19 protein-coding genes are annotated in these 14,697 nt (G+C 72.3%); 9 read left to right on the top strand and 10 right to left on the bottom strand.

Translation table 11 applies throughout. The annotated features are described in order from the left end of the window. Positions 1–109: 109 nt before the first annotated feature. The gene (locus tag AB0C25_RS18130) at positions 110–1,486 is read right to left on the bottom strand and encodes an FAD-binding oxidoreductase (RefSeq protein ID WP_357374426.1); all 1,377 of its coding nucleotides are present in this window, start codon (positions 1,484–1,486) and stop codon (positions 110–112) included. Between the two features lie 133 nt (positions 1,487–1,619). Then, positions 1,620–1,985, bottom strand: coding sequence for a YciI family protein (locus AB0C25_RS18125; protein ID WP_357374423.1), 366 nt, complete (start codon positions 1,983–1,985; stop codon positions 1,620–1,622). Between the two features lie 173 nt (positions 1,986–2,158). Between AB0C25_RS18125 and AB0C25_RS18120 the strand changes: the two genes are divergently transcribed. Then, a complete protein-coding gene (locus AB0C25_RS18120) occupies positions 2,159–3,031 on the top strand; it encodes an aldo/keto reductase (protein ID WP_357374421.1) in 873 nt (290 codons plus the stop codon). 183 nt (positions 3,032–3,214) lie between these two features. Then, the gene (locus AB0C25_RS18115) at positions 3,215–4,573 is read left to right on the top strand and encodes a pentapeptide repeat-containing protein (RefSeq protein ID WP_357374419.1); all 1,359 of its coding nucleotides are present in this window, start codon (positions 3,215–3,217) and stop codon (positions 4,571–4,573) included. A 7-nt stretch (positions 4,574–4,580) separates the two neighbouring features. Here the strand turns inward: AB0C25_RS18115 and AB0C25_RS18110 are convergent, their stop codons facing one another. Continuing rightward, positions 4,581–5,156: a helix-turn-helix domain-containing protein gene (locus AB0C25_RS18110; protein ID WP_357374417.1), complete on the bottom strand. Its 576-nt coding sequence runs from the start codon at positions 5,154–5,156 to the stop codon at positions 4,581–4,583. A gap of 207 nt (positions 5,157–5,363) precedes the next feature. On the opposite strand from AB0C25_RS18110, the gene AB0C25_RS18105 reads away from it, so the two are divergent. After that, on the top strand, positions 5,364–6,830 hold the full coding sequence (locus AB0C25_RS18105) for an MFS transporter (RefSeq protein WP_357374415.1): 1,467 nt from the start codon (positions 5,364–5,366) through the stop codon (positions 6,828–6,830). A gap of 105 nt (positions 6,831–6,935) precedes the next feature. Next, the gene (locus AB0C25_RS18100) at positions 6,936–7,922 is read left to right on the top strand and encodes an SEC-C domain-containing protein (RefSeq protein WP_357374413.1); all 987 of its coding nucleotides are present in this window, start codon (positions 6,936–6,938) and stop codon (positions 7,920–7,922) included. Positions 7,923–8,085: 163 nt separating this feature from the next. Here AB0C25_RS18100 and AB0C25_RS18095 read toward each other — a convergent pair whose 3' ends face one another. Continuing rightward, the gene (locus tag AB0C25_RS18095) at positions 8,086–8,352 is read right to left on the bottom strand and encodes a helix-turn-helix transcriptional regulator (RefSeq protein ID WP_357374410.1); all 267 of its coding nucleotides are present in this window, start codon (positions 8,350–8,352) and stop codon (positions 8,086–8,088) included. Between the two features lie 100 nt (positions 8,353–8,452). Between AB0C25_RS18095 and map the strand changes: the two genes are divergently transcribed. Together map and AB0C25_RS18085 are read left to right on the top strand one after the other, a co-directional pair. Next, positions 8,453–9,271, top strand: coding sequence for a type I methionyl aminopeptidase (gene map, locus AB0C25_RS18090; protein WP_357374408.1), 819 nt, complete (start codon positions 8,453–8,455; stop codon positions 9,269–9,271). Positions 9,272–9,362: 91 nt separating this feature from the next. Then, positions 9,363–9,809: a nitroreductase family deazaflavin-dependent oxidoreductase gene (locus AB0C25_RS18085; protein ID WP_357374406.1), complete on the top strand. Its 447-nt coding sequence runs from the start codon at positions 9,363–9,365 to the stop codon at positions 9,807–9,809. Positions 9,810–9,818: 9 nt separating this feature from the next. Here AB0C25_RS18085 and AB0C25_RS18080 read toward each other — a convergent pair whose 3' ends face one another. The 4 genes from AB0C25_RS18080 to AB0C25_RS18065 form a co-directional block, all read right to left on the bottom strand. Next, on the bottom strand, positions 9,819–10,223 hold the full coding sequence (locus tag AB0C25_RS18080) for a hypothetical protein (protein WP_357374404.1): 405 nt from the start codon (positions 10,221–10,223) through the stop codon (positions 9,819–9,821). Further along, on the bottom strand, positions 10,220–10,531 hold the full coding sequence (locus AB0C25_RS18075; protein ID WP_357374402.1) for a hypothetical protein: 312 nt from the start codon (positions 10,529–10,531) through the stop codon (positions 10,220–10,222). Before AB0C25_RS18075 ends, AB0C25_RS18080 begins: the two co-directional genes overlap by 4 nt. Positions 10,532–10,741: 210 nt before the next feature. After that, positions 10,742–11,029, bottom strand: coding sequence for a DUF6244 family protein (locus AB0C25_RS18070; protein ID WP_231394634.1), 288 nt, complete (start codon positions 11,027–11,029; stop codon positions 10,742–10,744). Positions 11,030–11,193: 164 nt separating this feature from the next. Next, a complete protein-coding gene (locus tag AB0C25_RS18065; RefSeq protein WP_357374400.1) occupies positions 11,194–11,439 on the bottom strand; it encodes a winged helix-turn-helix domain-containing protein in 246 nt (81 codons plus the stop codon). 317 nt (positions 11,440–11,756) lie between these two features. On the opposite strand from AB0C25_RS18065, the gene AB0C25_RS18060 reads away from it, so the two are divergent. The 3 genes from AB0C25_RS18060 to AB0C25_RS18050 are packed head-to-tail and all read left to right on the top strand — an operon-like array spanning position 11,757 to position 13,119. Then, a complete protein-coding gene (locus tag AB0C25_RS18060) occupies positions 11,757–11,912 on the top strand; it encodes a hypothetical protein (protein ID WP_357374398.1) in 156 nt (51 codons plus the stop codon). Continuing rightward, positions 11,909–12,664 (top strand): hypothetical protein, encoded by a 756-nt coding sequence (locus tag AB0C25_RS18055; protein ID WP_357374396.1) that lies wholly within the window; start codon positions 11,909–11,911, stop codon positions 12,662–12,664. The genes AB0C25_RS18060 and AB0C25_RS18055 overlap by 4 nt, the downstream gene beginning before the upstream one ends. After that, the gene (locus AB0C25_RS18050; protein ID WP_357374394.1) at positions 12,658–13,119 is read left to right on the top strand and encodes a hypothetical protein; all 462 of its coding nucleotides are present in this window, start codon (positions 12,658–12,660) and stop codon (positions 13,117–13,119) included. Before AB0C25_RS18055 ends, AB0C25_RS18050 begins: the two co-directional genes overlap by 7 nt. Before the next feature lie 156 nt (positions 13,120–13,275). Here the strand turns inward: AB0C25_RS18050 and AB0C25_RS18045 are convergent, their stop codons facing one another. Beyond that, positions 13,276–13,713: a hypothetical protein gene (locus AB0C25_RS18045; RefSeq protein WP_357374392.1), complete on the bottom strand. Its 438-nt coding sequence runs from the start codon at positions 13,711–13,713 to the stop codon at positions 13,276–13,278. Then, on the bottom strand, positions 13,713–14,696 hold the full coding sequence (locus tag AB0C25_RS18040) for a hypothetical protein (protein ID WP_357374390.1): 984 nt from the start codon (positions 14,694–14,696) through the stop codon (positions 13,713–13,715). The genes AB0C25_RS18045 and AB0C25_RS18040 overlap by 1 nt, the downstream gene beginning before the upstream one ends. Position 14,697: the final 1 nt, after the last annotated feature.

Raw genomic sequence — 14,697 nt, 5'->3', positions numbered from 1 at the left:
CGGAACCGCACCGGGAACGTTGTGGCGACGGGCAACGGCGACCGCGCGCCGGGAATCGTACGCCTCCGGTGCCGCGCGCTGTCGGGGTGCTCCCGGCGACGGCCCGTCATCAGTGCCCCGACGGGGGCAGGGTGGGCACCGCGGTGAGCAGCTCACGCGGGTCGTAGCGGCGCTTGGCCCGACGCAGCCGCGCCCAGTTCGCGCCGTAGGCGAGCCGGACCCGGTCGGTCTGCTCCGGGGCGAGCAGGTTGGGGTATCCACCGGGCAGGGCGTGCGGGGCGAGCGCCGCCGAGGTGCGCTCGGCCCACTCGCGGTGCGGCCCGGCCTGCTCGCCGGGCGGCCAGACCGCGATGATCTCGGCCAGCAGGTGCGCGCCGCGCAGGCCGAACGCCGTGTCGGCGAGCCGGACCCGGGTGGCCGCGCCGTGGAAGTGGTGCACGGCCAGCGCCGAGAACGGCGAGCTGACCTGCCGGGCCGCGTCGGCGAGCACGTCCACCGCGCGGTCGGTGAGTGCCGGCAGCCAGCGGGTCCGCAGCAGGTAGTGGTTGCCGTCGACCATGCCGCCGTCGAACATCCGCAGCGCGTCCGCGTACGCCATCGGGGCGATCTGGTCGACGAGTGGGGTGCCCAGGGCGCGCAGCCGGGCCATCCACGGCAGCCCGGCGTCCAGGTCCGGGCCGCTGTAGAACGGGCAGACGAAGATCACCGGCTCGCCGGCCGGGCCGGGCAGGAAGCCGGTCATCACGGTCAGCTCGTCCGGGGCCTCGGCGACGAGCGCGCCGTAACCGCGCAGCACGGCCGTCGCCTCGGCCAGCGGGAACATGATCATGCCGGCCAGCACGCCGGGCAGCCGGTGCGCGCGGAACCGCAGCTCGGTGACCACGCCGACGTTCCCACCGCCGCCGCGCAGCGCCCAGTACAGCTCGGCGTCGTGTCGGGGGTCGGCGGTGACCCGGCGGCCGTCGGCGAGGACCACCTCCGCGCCGAGCAGGCTGTCCAGGGTCAGCCCGAACCGGCCGCACAGCGGGCCGTACCCGCCGGCGAGGCTGAGCCCGGCCATTCCCACGTCGCCGACCGTGCCGGTGGGCACCACCAGGTCGTACGGACGGGTGGCGGCGAGCAGCCCGGTGGCCGTGACGCCGCCACCAACGGTCACCGTCGCGGCGTCCGGGTCGACCTGAACGGCGCGCAGACCGGTCAGGTCGAGCACCAGGCCGCCGTCGCGCAGCGCCCGGCCGGCCCAGTCGTGCCCGCCGGAGCGGACCGACAGGGGCAGGTGACAGCGGGCGGCGATACGGACCGCGTGGGCCACCTCGTCGCCGTTCTGGCAGTGCGCCACCAGGACGGGTGTGCGCTGGACCGCGCCGTTCCAGAGCGTCGTGGTGGTGGCGTACGCGGGATCACCCGGCTCGTACAGCCGGTCGCCGAGCAGGGCGCGCAGCCGGGTGGTGGCCCTCGCGACATCGGGGGTGGCGGCGGAGATCATGGCGACTCCTCGACCGGGGCCGACCCATGGCTTCCGGGTGCGCCCCGGCGGCGGCCCTCGCTGGGCGCGACCGTAACACCGGCAGACCGCCGAGCGCCGTCGCCATCACGACAGCCACCGATTGACCGAGCAGTCAGCTTTCTGTCTTGACCAGCGGAAACTCCAGTGAACCGGCCGGACAGAGGAAGGTCAGCACGTCTACCCGGTAGAGCCCGGCCTGCACTGCCGGGTTGGCCTCCAGCACGCTGCGGACGTCGTCGACGCTGCCGGTGCGGGCCAGACCGAAGCCGATCGGTGGCTCCGGCTCGCGGGCCGGCCCGTCCACCGAACCGGCGACCAGGATGATGCCGCTTCGCTGTAGCGCCTGCATGTGCTCGGCGTGCTCGGCCTGCAACCGCTGCACGGTCTCGGCGGGCAGGACGCGTCCGGCCGCGCCGGGATAGATCACGATGCACTCGTACGTGTCGAGCGCGAAGTTGACCTGCGGCACTCCCGCCATGGGTGCTCCCTTCGCCGCCGCGCCGAACGGCACGGGCCCCGCCAGCGTCGCACGGACACCCCGGTCGTACCGGGCGCTTGCCGGCAATCCGCCTCGACCCGAACACGGCGTGTCCACGCACACAGTCGGCCAACGGGCGGCATGCCTGTCGACGTGCGGGGGATGATCTACCCATGGCGACAAACATCAGTGAGCAGCCCGCGAAGGCGTCCGGCACGTACCGGATCGGCGGAGACGTCACCGTCAACCGGCTCGGTTACGGGGCGATGCAGATCACCGGCCCGGGTGTCTGGGGTGACCCGAAGGACCCGGCGGAGGCGGTCCGGGTCCTGCGCCGGGCCGTCGAGCTGGGCGTGACGTTCATCGACACCGCCGACTCGTACGGGCCGTTCGTCTCGGAGCTGCTGATCCGTGAGGCTCTGCACCCGTACGCCGAGGACCTGGTCATCGCGACCAAGGCCGGGCTGACGCGCTCCGGCCCGGGCGACTGGCGTCCGGTGGGCCGCCCGGAGTATCTGCGCCAGCAGTGTGAGTTGAGCCTGCGCCACCTCGGCCTGGACTCGATCCCGCTCTACCAGTTGCACCGGATCGACCCGAAGGTGCCGCTCGCCGACCAGCTGGGCGAGTTGGCGCTGTTGCAGCAGGAGGGCAAGATCCGACACATCGGGCTGTCCGAGGTGAGCGTGGCGCAGATCGAGCAAGCACGCGCGATCACCACGATCGCCTCTGTGCAGAACCTGTACAACCTCGCCAACCGCAGCGCCGAGGACGTCCTGGAGTACTGCGAGCGCAACGACCTCGCGTTCATCCCGTGGTTCCCGATCGCCACCGGTGAGCTGGCCCGCCCCGGCGGCCCGCTGGACGCCATCTCCACCGCGCACGGCGCGTCGCCCGCGCAGCTCGCGCTGGCCTGGCTGCTGCGCCGCTCGCCGGTGATGCTGCCGATCCCCGGTACGTCCTCGGTGGCGCACCTGGAGGAGAACGTGGGCGCGGCCGACGTGCGGCTCACCGACGACGAGTTCGAGTCGTTGGCCAAGGCGAGCTGATTCCCGGTGCGGACGCCGCCGTCAGTCGGCGGCGTCCGCACCGGGCTCCCGGGCGGCCCGCAGCGCGGCGGCAGGTTATCGAGCACGTCTGATGTCCGGCACATCCTTTCCCAGGAACGTCGCCCACCCGACATTCACCGCCGCGCACCCCCGGGTGGTGAGCGCGAATGGCATGCTGTGGCCGTGGTCGCCGAGGAACCTCCCGAGCGCCAGTTACGGGTGATGCCGTGGTGGCTCGTGCTGGTCGGTCTGCTGGTCGCCGCCGCCCTGGGCTGGCTGGTGCTCGACCTGCTGCTCGCCGAGGCCGACCGGGCCAGCCAGCCGGACACCCGCGCCACGCTGCGCATCGACGCGATCCGCACCGGCCTGACCGTGGTCGCCGGCACCGGCGGAGGGTTGGCCCTGCTGCTGGCCGCCCGTCGCCAGTGGATCGCCGAACGCGCGCAACGGCACCAGGAGAGCGTCGCCGCCCGCGACCAGGCACACCGGGACCGGGTGCAGGCGCACGTCGAGTCGGTGGCCGAGGCGGCGCAACGCCAGCAGGACCGGCAGTCCGGAGCGGCCGAGCACGACGCGGCCGAGCGCCGGCTGACCGAGCTCTACACCCGGGCCGTCGAGCTGCTCGGCAACGACAGCGCGGCGGTACGCCTTGGCGGCCTGCACGCGCTGGAGCGCCTCGGCCAGGACAATCCGGGGCAGCGCCCGACGATCACGGCGGTGCTCTGCGCGTACCTGCGGATGCCGGCGCCGGACGGCGAGTCGCGCGAGACGGAGGTCCGGCGCACCGCGCAGAGCGTGCTCACCCGGCACCTGCGCGCGGACGACGCGGCCCACTGGCCGGAGGTGGTGCTGGACCTGACCGGTGCCGCGCTCGTCGACTTCGACGCCACGGGCTGCACGCTCGTCGACGCGAACTTCACGGCGGCGACGTTCACCGGCACGACCACCTTCGCGGGCGCGACGGCCCAGGGGCGTCTCCTGCTCGGGGCGGCGACCTTCGGCGACGTGGCCTTCGACGGGCTAGCGGCGGATGGTGAGGTCCTGCTGGACGGCGCTCGCATCGGCGGTGTGGCCAGCTTCGACGGGGCCGCGTTCACCGGGGGCCTGTCCTGTCGGCGGTCCACCTTCGCCGACCTGACCTCATTCCGCCGGACGACCTTCGGCCAGCCGACCAGCTTCGACGCGACCTGCTTCGAGGACGCCACCACGTTTCAGGAGGCCGTCTTCGACGCTGCCCTGTCGATGGAGCACACCGAGTTCGGCCGGTCGGCCACCTTCCACTCCGTCCGCTTCCGGGGCATGGCGTTGTTCCGCTGGACGGTGTTCGGCGCGGAGGCGCTGTTCGACCGGGCGCGCTTCACCGACGCCGCGAACTTCGGCCGGTCCCGGTTCCACCGCATGACCAGCTTCCGTGACGCGGAGTTCAGCCGGCCACCGCAGGTCGATCAGGCCAGGGCGGTTGTCGACCTGGGTCACCGCTGGCCGACGGGCACGGTGGTGGAACGGCTCGACGACGAGTGGCTGCTGCTGGTCGACCGCTGACGTCGGGTCAGCGCACGGTGGCGCGCAGCCCGTCCAGGGCCACGCCGAGCACCCGGTCGCGTTGCTCGGGCGACGGGAACTGCGCCATGGTGAGGCCGCTGATCAGGCGCACCACGTCATCGAAGCCGACGTCGGCACGGACCACGCCGGCATCCTGGGCGCGGCGCATCAGCGGCTCACCGGCGGCGTAGATCTCCGTCCGGCAGCTGGTGAAGATCTCCGAGTCGTGCAGCAGCTGCTCGGCGAGCGCCCGCTTGGTGGCGACGTACGCGACGAACCGGTGCAGCCAGGCGACCAGCGCGTCCCACGGGGGCAGCTCGCCGAGGTCCTCGGCCGAGCGGCTCAGCGCCCGGACCTCCTCGACGTAGACGGCCTCGAAGAGGTGCCGTCGGCTGGGGAAGTTGCGGTAGAGCGTGCCGATGCCCACCCCGGCCCGCCGGGCCACGTCCTCCAGGGAGGCGGCCGCGCCGTTCTCGGCGAACGCCTCGCGCGCCGCCGCGATCAGCGCGTCGTAGTTACGCCGCGCATCGGCCCGCTTGGGCCGCTGGGCGAAGACCTCGGGCGCCTGCCCCGCGCTGGTCATGACGTGCGTCACCTCAACCTGGTTGCATCCGGAGGCAACCCTCCGCTAACTTAGTGGAGGCACCCCTCCGGAAACCCCGGAGGCCTGCCTCCGCTTAGCTTACCTCGGGGTCCGCCCGATCGCCGCCTGGCCACCCGATCGCCCGGACCCGACAGCCCTGCCCGTCGCAGACGACGGGCTCAGTACGTACTCAGGGAGTTTTCTCTCGTGGCAGCAATCTCCCGGCGCAGCTCGCGCCGGCTCACCTTCACCGTGCTCGCGGCCGGTGCCGGGTTCTTCGCGATGCTCCAGTCGCTGATCACCCCGGTACTACCGACCATCCAGCAGGATCTGCACACCTCCCAGAACACCGTGACCTGGGTCCTGACCGCCTACCTGCTCTCCGCGTCGATCTTCACGCCGATCCTCGGACGGGTCGGCGACATGGTCGGCAAGGAGCGGATGCTCGTCGTCTCGCTCGCCGCGCTCGCGCTCGGCTGCCTCCTGGCCGCCATCGCGCCGAACATCGGCGTGCTCATCCTCGCCCGGGTCGTGCAGGGCATCGGCGGAGCGGTCTTCCCGCTGTCGTTCGGCATCATCCGCGACGAGTTCCCGGCCGCGCGGGTCTCCACGGCTGTGGCCTCCATCTCGGCGATCGTCGCCGTCGGCGGTGGCCTGGGCATCGTGCTGGCCGGCCCGATCGTCACCACGCTGGACTACCGTTGGCTGTTCTGGATCCCGATGGTCGTGGTCGGGCTGACGGCCGTGGCCGCCCACCTGTTCGTCCCCGAGTCGCCGGTCCGGACCCCCGGGCGCATCGACTGGCGTGCCACCCTGCTGCTCTCCGGCTGGCTGGTGGCGTTGCTGCTGCCGATCAGCCAGGGCGCGGCCTGGGGCTGGACGTCGGCCCGGGTGCTCGGCCTGCTGGCGCTCGCCGTGGTGCTGCTGGTCGGCTGGCTGGTCGCCGAACTGCGCTCGAAGAACCCGCTGATCGACATGCGGATGATGCGCCTGCCCGGAGTCTGGACCACCAACCTGGTCGCCCTGCTCTACGGCGCGTCGATGTTCTCCGTCTATGCGTTCCTGCCGCAGTTCGTGCAGACCCCCACCGCCGCCGGTTACGGCTTCGGGGCGAGCATCAGCCAGGCCGGTCTGCTCATGCTGCCGATGCTCGTCGCGATGTTCGTCGCCGGCCTCGTCGCCGGCCGACTCCAGGCCGTCTTCAGCGCCAAGGCGCAGCTCGCCACCGGCGCCGCGTTCAACGTGGCCGCCTCGGCGATGCTCGCCGCCGCGCACGACACCCGCTGGGAGGTCGCCATCGCCGGCGGCCTGGTCGGCCTCGGCATCGGTCTGGCCTTCGCGTCGATGGCCAACCTGATCGTCGGAAGTGTGCCGGCCAGCCAGACCGGCGTGGCGACCGGCATGAACGCCAACATCCGCACCATCGGAGGCGCGATCGGCGCCGCCGTGGTCAGCGGCGTGATCACCGCGCACCCGCAGGCCAACGGCCTGCCCCGGGAGGCCGGCTTCACGACCGGGTTTCTCGTCCTCACGGCCATCGCCCTGGCCGCCGCGCTCGCGGCCCTCGCCGTCCCGTCCGCCCGGCGGGCGTCGGCCGGTCGCCGGCCGTCCACCACGACGATCGTCGAGTCGGAGCTAGCCGGCGAGTTCGCCACCATGCCCGCGACCCGCTGACGGTTCGTGGCGCGGCCCGGGCGGTTCGCCGCCCGGGCCGCGCCATGTTCCGGAGTACGCTGGCCGCTCCCCCACCCACCGTCCGTCGTCTTTCAGGATGCGCCCATGTCCGAGTTGCTGACCGCCGACCGCATCGAAGAGATCGGCTCACTGGGCTTCGAGAGCCCGAACCCGGCCGCGCTCGTCGCCGAGTTGGTGGGCGCCGTCGACGAGGGGCGCGTCGCCGACCCGGACGACACCGGGTACGCCCTGCTGGTCGCCGTGGACATCCTGGAGCAGGCCGGCGACCTGGCCGACGCGCTCACGCTGGCCACCCGCGCCATCGCCGAACAGCCGGACGACAACGCGTACGCGCGAGGGGTGCGCGGCGGCCTGCTGCTGCGCCTCGGGCGTACCGACGAGGGCATGGCCGAACTGACCGCCCTGCGTCCGCTGCTGGAAACCGACCCCGACTCCATGTACCTGATCGACGAGCTGGCCGAGTCCGGTCAGAGCGACACGGCGCTGGAATGGCTCACCGGGGCGCTGGACGCCATCCTGGAACGGACCCGGACCCAGCAGCACGAGTCCGAGGACGCCCAGGACGAGGCCGCCGCCATGATCTACGGCCTGGCCCAGCAGCGACACGACCTGCGCGAGGAGATGGGCCTACCGCACGACGAGTACGACAACCTCGCCGACCGCCTGCGCGCCGCGAGCGACCACGCGCTCGACGCCCTCGACGACGGCCCGGCGACGCTGCTGTTCTGGCCGCAGACGGAGTTCAACGCCCTGCTGCTGCGCTGGCCCACCCTCGTCGACAGCTACCCCGCCACGTGGGACGAGCACCGCGCCCAGATCGAACGCGCCCTCGTCGACGCGTCCGGGATGGGCGGCGCGGACCTGGGTGTGGCCGTCGGCACGGTCGCGGACCTGGCGGCCTTCGCCGACAGCGAGGGCAGCGACCCCACCGACGAGGAGACCCAGGACGAGTACGCCGACTCGCTCACCGGCCCCGACCTGCGGGCCTGGCCGCCCGGCCGCAACGACGCGTGCTGGTGCGGATCGGGCACCAAGTACAAGAAGTGCTGCCTGCCGCGCTCGCGCGGCTGATGGTGTGCTTGCCGCTCGCGTGGTCGGCCGGTGCGTGTCGTGCTCGTGCGGGTGCTGCTCGTGCGGGTGCTGCTCGTGCGGGTGCTGCTCGCGCGGGCGGCTGCCCGCCCGGGTGCCGCTCGCCTGGTTGGCCGGTGGGTGTCGTGCTCGCGCGGCCGTTCGGTCAGGACGCTTCGCGGACGCGCAGGTCGGCCAGCCACACCTCGGCCAGGTCGCTGAGCTGGACGCCGAGGACCTCACTGAGGCAGACCACCGTGCCGAAAGCGGGTGCCGGGAGCCGACCCACCTCGATCTTGCGGAGCGTCTCCGGCGAGATGCCGGCCGCCAGGGCCACCTCGACGAGGGGACGGCCACCTCGCGCGACCCGAAGCGCCGCACCGAGACGTTGACCCGCGGCGATCTGCGCGGGGGTGAGCGGTGGGCGAACCATGTGAGCAGGATAGATCTGCCGCAGCGGACCAGCAACGCCATCCGGGCGGACGCGCCGAGACGTGGTATAAATATACCGCTACGGACAGGGAGGGTTGGTCGTGATCGAGCTTAAGTCCCCCGAGGAAATCCAACGGATGGCCGTGACCGGCCAGTTCGTCGGCGAGTTGCTGGCGGAGCTGCGGGAGGCCGCCGCCGTCGGGGTCAACCTGATGGACCTCGAGCGCCACGCCCGCCGTCGGATCAAGGAGCGGGGCGCCGAGTCGTGCTACTGGGACTACGCGCCGTCGTTCGGCCGCGGCCCGTTCCGCAACGTCCTGTGCCTCTCGGTCAACGACGCCGTACTGCACGGCCTGCCGCACGACTACGTGCTGCGCGACGGTGACCTGCTGAGCATCGACATGGCGGTCGGGATCAACGGCTGGGTCGCCGACTCCGCGCTGTCCGTCATCGTCGGCACCCCCACCCCGGAAGACCTCAAGCTGATCGAGGCCACCGAGGTCGCGCTTGCCGCCGCGATCGACGCCGCACAGCCGGGCAACCAGCTCGGTGACGTCTCCGCCGCCATCGGCGAGGTCGCCCACCGCTACGGCTACCAGGTCAACAACGAGTTCGGCGGCCACGGCATCGGCCGTACCATGCACGAGGCCCCGCACGTCGCCAACAAGGGCCGCCCCGGCCGGGGCATGACGCTCAAGCCCGGTCTGACGATCGCGATCGAGCCGTGGTTCTGCCGCAGCACCGACAAGATCAAGTTTGACGAGGACGGGTGGACGATCCGGTCCGCGGACGGCTCACGGACGGCCCACTCCGAGCACACCGTCGCGATCACCGAGGCCGGCCCCCAGGTGCTGACCACCCGCCCCGGGCAGGGCACCCAGTCGGCCGACCGCAGTGGACAGTCCACCGCGACATCCTGACCGGCGTACCTCCGAGCCGGCCCATCTCCGAACCGGCCCCACCTCCGAACCGGCCCCACTTCCGAACCGGCCCCACGAAGGAGACGATGCCGTGACGGCACAGGAGCAGCACGAGACGATCGAGGACAGCCCGGTCGGGTGGGTCGCCGAGCACATCCGGCGCTACGTGCAGACCGACGGCGCCGACGGCGACACCTTCTACGGCGTACCGTCGCTGCTGCTCACCACGCGCGGACGCCGCACGGGCAAACTACGCCGCACCGCACTGATGTACGGCCGCGACGGCGACAACCACCTGCTGGTGGCGTCCAACGGAGGCGCCAGCACGCACCCGGCCTGGTATCTGAACCTGAGCGCCGACCCGACGGTCGAGGTGCAGGTCGGCGCGGAACGGTTCAGCGGGCGGGCCCGGACGGCGACGGGCGAGGAGCGGGCGCGGCTGTGGCCCGTCATGACGAAGGTCTTCCCGACGTACGCCCGCTACCAGAAGGGCACCGACCGCGAGATCCCCGTCGTCGTGATCGAGCGGGCGCTCTAGCCGGGCGCCCTAGCCAGGGAAGCGGATGACCGGAAGGTCACCGCCGTCGCCGTACGCCTTGACCTCGCTGGTCAGCACCGAGGCGTCGTGCTCCAGGACAGCCATCACGGCAGCGGCTAGGTCAACTCGACCGGTGACCACGCGCCAGTACGCCAACTCCTGCCAATCCTCACCCCAGGTGGGCAGCACCGCGCAGGCGGGACGTTCGAGCAGTCGGTGCAGCGCCACTCGATCGCCCGGATCGTCCACCACGGCCAGGACCTCGGCCGCGACTACCGCCGGCACACCGAATCGAACGCCGTCCTGAGCGACCTCGTGGATCGGCTCGGCAACATCCTTGGATCCGGCCACGTAGGCGAGCAGCGCGGACCGATCCAGTATCAGCCGGACCGAGGGCGCGTCGGGACTCGTCATGCCGCCGGAGCCTGGCTGCCGGAGCCGTCGAGCATCTCCGCTGCCGCGCGACGGGAACGGTCACGCAGCGCGGCGCGTCGCCCCGGCGACCATTCCTGCTCGACCTGAGCGCGTTGGGCCCTGGCACGGGCCTGCCCCTCCGCCGTCACGGTCATGCCCCGGCGAGCCAGTTCGGCATCGAGATCCTCGGCACGCATCCGTGCCCGGATCGTGTCGACCACGTACGCGCTGGCGTTGGGCTCACGCTCCAAGCGCTCCGCCACGTCCTGCGGAAGCAAGAACGACCTCTTGCTCACCGATCCGGTCATACCAGGGAGCCTATCGAATCGCACCGGTTACCCATAGCGACACACCGGTCACCAGTGCTGACGCCGCCTGCGCCTGCTCAGGTGTCCGTGGGTTGGGCGGCGCGCGATGACAGGGCGTCCGCGATGGCGGCGAATTCGCGCAGCGCCGCCTCCAGGTCCTCGACGATCTCCTGAGCGATCACTTCCGGCGGGCACTGCCACCACCCGTGGTCAGTTTCCCAGTGCTCGGACCTTGGCGATCGTCTCCTGCACGTGTTGCTTGGCGGGGTCGCCACCCTGGGACGCCTGCGCCAGCGCCTGACGATACGAATCGATCATGCCGACCAGCGGACCGGCGGCTACACCCTCCAGCGCACCGGCGACGAGCGCTCGCGCCTCTGCGGCGTCCTGTGCTGCCGCTGCGGTCTTGGCCTTTGCCTCGTCCAGCTTCTGCGACGCCGCCGCCAACCTCGCGATGATCTGTGCTGCGCTCACGCGCACCTCCCCATGATCGACCATCGCCTCCACCACCGCACCGGCGGAGACCACATGGGAGCGTACGAGATCCAGGCACCCAGCGCGACCGCCTGATCGCGCATCAGCGACCCCACTGCGGTAGATCTTGGAAGAATTCGGCCCTTCCAGGGGCACTTTCCTTCTAAGATCGCATGGCATCCACAGGTTCAGCGTTCGGCGACGAACACCCCGACGCCACCAACACCCTCCACCAAGCCCTCGATCTTGAGCGCGTTGATGGCCTGGCGAACGACGATGGCCGAGACGTCGTGCTGACGGCACAGCTCGGAGGTCGAGGGCAGCTTGTCTCCCGGCGCAAGTTCGCCGGACTTGATCTGAGCGCGGATGCCGTCGGCGATCAGCGCCCACTTCGCTTTGGCGGGCATTGGTATCTCCCAGGTCTGCCCTGCCATTTGATCACGAGGAACTTTGTATAGCAAGCAATGTGTGGTCGATGCTTGCGCGTACATGACCTGTTATATAAGCTTGCCCTCGGCTGGCTCCCAGGTCTGCAAACCCGGAGCTGGTCGTTCCCACCGCGCAGGAAGCGCCCGGTCGGTCGGTCCCCCCGTTCGGCCGGGCGTCCCGGGGCGTGCCCGCACGCCGCCCCGACGCAGAAGCCGTGAGCAGCCTAGGAGACAACCCGACGGGAGGCCCGATGCCCGATCGACCCGACGAATCCCCCACCGACCGACCAGCCCCAGCCCCGCCCGAGAAACCCCAACGCCTCGTGTCCGATCAGGACGTCGAGGACGCCGACGACGTCCTCTTCGCCCACCCGCCCCGGGTGGTGCGTCGCTGGCTCTGCGAGTGCGGTGTCGACTACCCCTGTACCGATGTGCGCTTCGCCCTGCTGGTCAAGTCCAGTGCCGAGGCGGGCGAATGAGCGCGGACGCTCTGGACGACCTACGTGCCGCCTGGCTGGCCACCATCTCCGCTGCCGACCGGGCCGGCGCGCAGTTGCACGGGGCGGGGCCGCCCGGCCGGCGGCTGCCCTGGCAGGACGCGGTGACGGAGTGCTGGCGGGCGCTGAGCCTGGTCTACGCCGGCTTGGCCGCCGATCGGGAGTCACCGGGAGGCTCGGTCGGGGACCTGCTCGCCGGTCTGCACGCTGCTCGGATCGACGCGGACCGGGCCGCCGTGCTGGCCGCCCCTGTCCGCTGGCGGTTGGGCGCGACCGAGGACCGGCTGCGGCGTACCCGGGACGTGGCGGACGTGGTCGCGGCCCGGCACCTCGCGGCGGCGATCACCCGGTTGGACCTTGTCGTTGCCCGGCTCGCGGTCGGCACTTGCCGGATCGAGCGTTCGGTGGCGGCACTGACCGAATGTGCGGTGGCGGTACCTCCCGAGCACCCGGTGGCGCCACCGACCGAAGAGCCGGCGGCACCGCCCGCGCCGCCCCAGCCAACCAGCCACGACACCGGCCACGCCACCGCCGCCGACCACGACAGGGCCAGCCACGACGACACCGACCAGGCCACCGCCGCCGACCACGACCGGGCCGGCGACGCCGATAGCGCCGCCGTGATCGCCTGCGGCTGCCGGGCGGCGAGCGCACTGGTGACCAGGCGGCATCGACTGACCGGGTCACGCTCGCACCGGAGAGCACTCACGATGATCAGGGAGCGGCGATGGTGACCGATCCGCACGCGGCGCTACGCGGCCTGCTGAGTGGGCGGCTGCGCGGCCACGAACGCCGGCTGGGCCGGTTTGCCGAGTCGGACTGGCGACGGTACGCGGACCTGCTCGCCGGTGCGCTGTTGGTGGCGGTACGGCGGCGGTTCGTCGCGGGGCAGGATCGCGCGCCGGTGATCCGGTTCGTGGCGTCCGCCCGGGAACGCTACGACGCGACCGGGCGCGACGTCGACCCGGTGCTGGCCGAGGCGCTGGTGTGGGCGGCGCTCGGTGAGCGTCCGCCGGTGCCGCACGACGCCGCGGCGATCGTCGCGCGGACGGTGCTGCTGCTCGGACTGCTCGAAGACGAGGGCCTCACCGACCGCGACCTCGACGACGTCCTGGTGGCCGCCGCACACGCAGCGGACGACTCCGCGCAGGGCGCGGATCGGCGACGGGCAGGCGCGGCAGACGTCTGACCAGCGTGCCAGCCCAAGATCGACACGAGATAGCTGAAGTCGGGGCATCCGGCTGGCACGGACACCCCGACTTCAGTGAAACCGAGTGGATCACGCTCGGCGGCGCCCCAGGCCGGGGTCAGCGCAGGCGCGGCAGAGGTGACCGGGATCGCGCCCCTACAGCAGGCTCCCGTGCGACGTGATGACCACACGCCACTCCGGCGTCCTGAGAGTGGTCAGATCCTGGGCCACGACGGGCTCACCACCGGGCGCACACACGCCGTACACCTGCGGCGCGATGGCCGCGCTGAGAATGTGGTCGAAGTGGAACGAGCCCTCGAAGCCGAGCCAGACCACGGTGTCGCCGGCGGCACAGGCGACCCGCAGGCAGTGGGCCAGGTAGCGGTGCAGGAGCGGTGGTAGCTCGTCGAAGACCAGGTCGTACTCGGTGACACAGGCGTACGGATCGTCGTACTCGAGGGAGTACGTCTGCACCTCGAGCGGCACGACACCGCCGTCGGCGAACTCCGGCACCTCGGCCGGGACGCCCGGCACGAACACGCTGACCACCGGCTGCGCGGCGAAGCGCAGTCCGGAGGCCAGGTCGGCGGTCATCAGCGCAGACCGCGGACCAGCAGCAGGTAGGCGCAGTAGGCCATCGGCACCAGCAGGAAACAGATCAGGAACCCGAGCGGCAGATAGCGCGGCGGGGTGCCGGCGACCATGGCCGGCCGCCCCCACCGGCCCAGCACCAGGTACCCGCCGAAGAACGCCACCGCCGGCAACCCCGCGCAGATCCACGCGCCGAGGGTGAACCCGTCCACCAGGCCCACCCCGGAGGCGAGCACCAGGGCCAGCATGGCCACCCCGGCGGCAGCCCCGCAGCCCGCGTAGACGGCGACCGCCCGCGCCAGCGGCGACCACGTCGGCAGGAGCGCCGGCCGCTGGGCCAGCAACTCCGCCTGCTGCCCGTGCCGGTCGGCCTCGTCGGCCATCCGCCGGGCCAGCTCCAGCTCCACCACCGGGTCGACCGCCGCCGCCCGCTGCGCCGACACCCCGGCGCCCGCCGGGCTCGCCGCCGTCGGCAGCGCCAGCCGCGCCTCCCCCGCCGGCACCTCGGGGTACGCCCCGACACCCGCCCGCCCCGGCGCGCCGGCTGCGCCGTCGGATGCCCCGTCCCCGGTTCCGGCCGCGGTGAACGGGTCGGACCCGACGGCCGAGCCGCCGCCGGAGCCGGTCGTCCGGCCGGACCCGGCAGCCGAGCCAGGACCGAACCCAGCGCCGGAGCCGGACGGTGGGCCGGACCCGGTGGAAGGGCTGGACCCGGCGGGGCCGGAGCTGGACGGCGAGCCGGGCCAGGCGGCGGTCTCGCTCGGACGACCCGGACCCGGGGCGGGACCGGCGGCCGGCTGGTCGACGCCGATCGCCTGGCCGAGCTGGTCGAGACGCTGCCCCTGGGCGGTCAGCCGCTGGTGCAGGTAGTCGACGGCGGCGTGCAGGTCACGGCGGCGCGCGGACTCGGCGGCGGCGTGCTGCTCCCCGGCTCGGTGCTGCTCGGCGAGCTGTCGGGCCAGCGCCGCGTACTCCTCGAAGGACACT

This window comes from Micromonospora sp. NPDC048839 (assembly GCF_040649915.1).
Classification (GTDB): domain Bacteria; phylum Actinomycetota; class Actinomycetes; order Mycobacteriales; family Micromonosporaceae; genus Micromonospora.
The sequence above is the reverse complement of the archived record's forward strand: the minus strand, read 5'-3'. Positions and strand labels throughout refer to the sequence as shown.

What these genes read in the sequence shown, in the direction of transcription:
- AB0C25_RS18130 (WP_357374426.1), bottom strand. Translation starts at nt 1,486, where the DNA reads ATGATCTCCGCCGCCACCCCCGATGTCGCGAGGGCCACCACCCGGCTG.
- AB0C25_RS18125 (WP_357374423.1), bottom strand. Translation starts at nt 1,985, where the DNA reads ATGGCGGGAGTGCCGCAGGTCAACTTCGCGCTCGACACGTACGAGTGC.
- AB0C25_RS18120 (WP_357374421.1), top strand. Translation starts at nt 2,159, where the DNA reads ATGGCGACAAACATCAGTGAGCAGCCCGCGAAGGCGTCCGGCACGTAC.
- AB0C25_RS18110 (WP_357374417.1), bottom strand. Translation starts at nt 5,156, where the DNA reads ATGACCAGCGCGGGGCAGGCGCCCGAGGTCTTCGCCCAGCGGCCCAAG.
- AB0C25_RS18100 (WP_357374413.1), top strand. Translation starts at nt 6,936, where the DNA reads ATGTCCGAGTTGCTGACCGCCGACCGCATCGAAGAGATCGGCTCACTG.
- AB0C25_RS18095 (WP_357374410.1), bottom strand. Translation starts at nt 8,352, where the DNA reads ATGGTTCGCCCACCGCTCACCCCCGCGCAGATCGCCGCGGGTCAACGT.
- AB0C25_RS18080 (WP_357374404.1), bottom strand. Translation starts at nt 10,223, where the DNA reads ATGACGAGTCCCGACGCGCCCTCGGTCCGGCTGATACTGGATCGGTCC.
- AB0C25_RS18075 (WP_357374402.1), bottom strand. Translation starts at nt 10,531, where the DNA reads ATGACCGGATCGGTGAGCAAGAGGTCGTTCTTGCTTCCGCAGGACGTG.
- AB0C25_RS18070 (WP_231394634.1), bottom strand. Translation starts at nt 11,029, where the DNA reads ATGGTCGATCATGGGGAGGTGCGCGTGAGCGCAGCACAGATCATCGCG.
- AB0C25_RS18065 (WP_357374400.1), bottom strand. Translation starts at nt 11,439, where the DNA reads ATGGCAGGGCAGACCTGGGAGATACCAATGCCCGCCAAAGCGAAGTGG.
- AB0C25_RS18055 (WP_357374396.1), top strand. Translation starts at nt 11,909, where the DNA reads ATGAGCGCGGACGCTCTGGACGACCTACGTGCCGCCTGGCTGGCCACC.
- AB0C25_RS18050 (WP_357374394.1), top strand. Translation starts at nt 12,658, where the DNA reads ATGGTGACCGATCCGCACGCGGCGCTACGCGGCCTGCTGAGTGGGCGG.
- AB0C25_RS18045 (WP_357374392.1), bottom strand. Translation starts at nt 13,713, where the DNA reads ATGACCGCCGACCTGGCCTCCGGACTGCGCTTCGCCGCGCAGCCGGTG.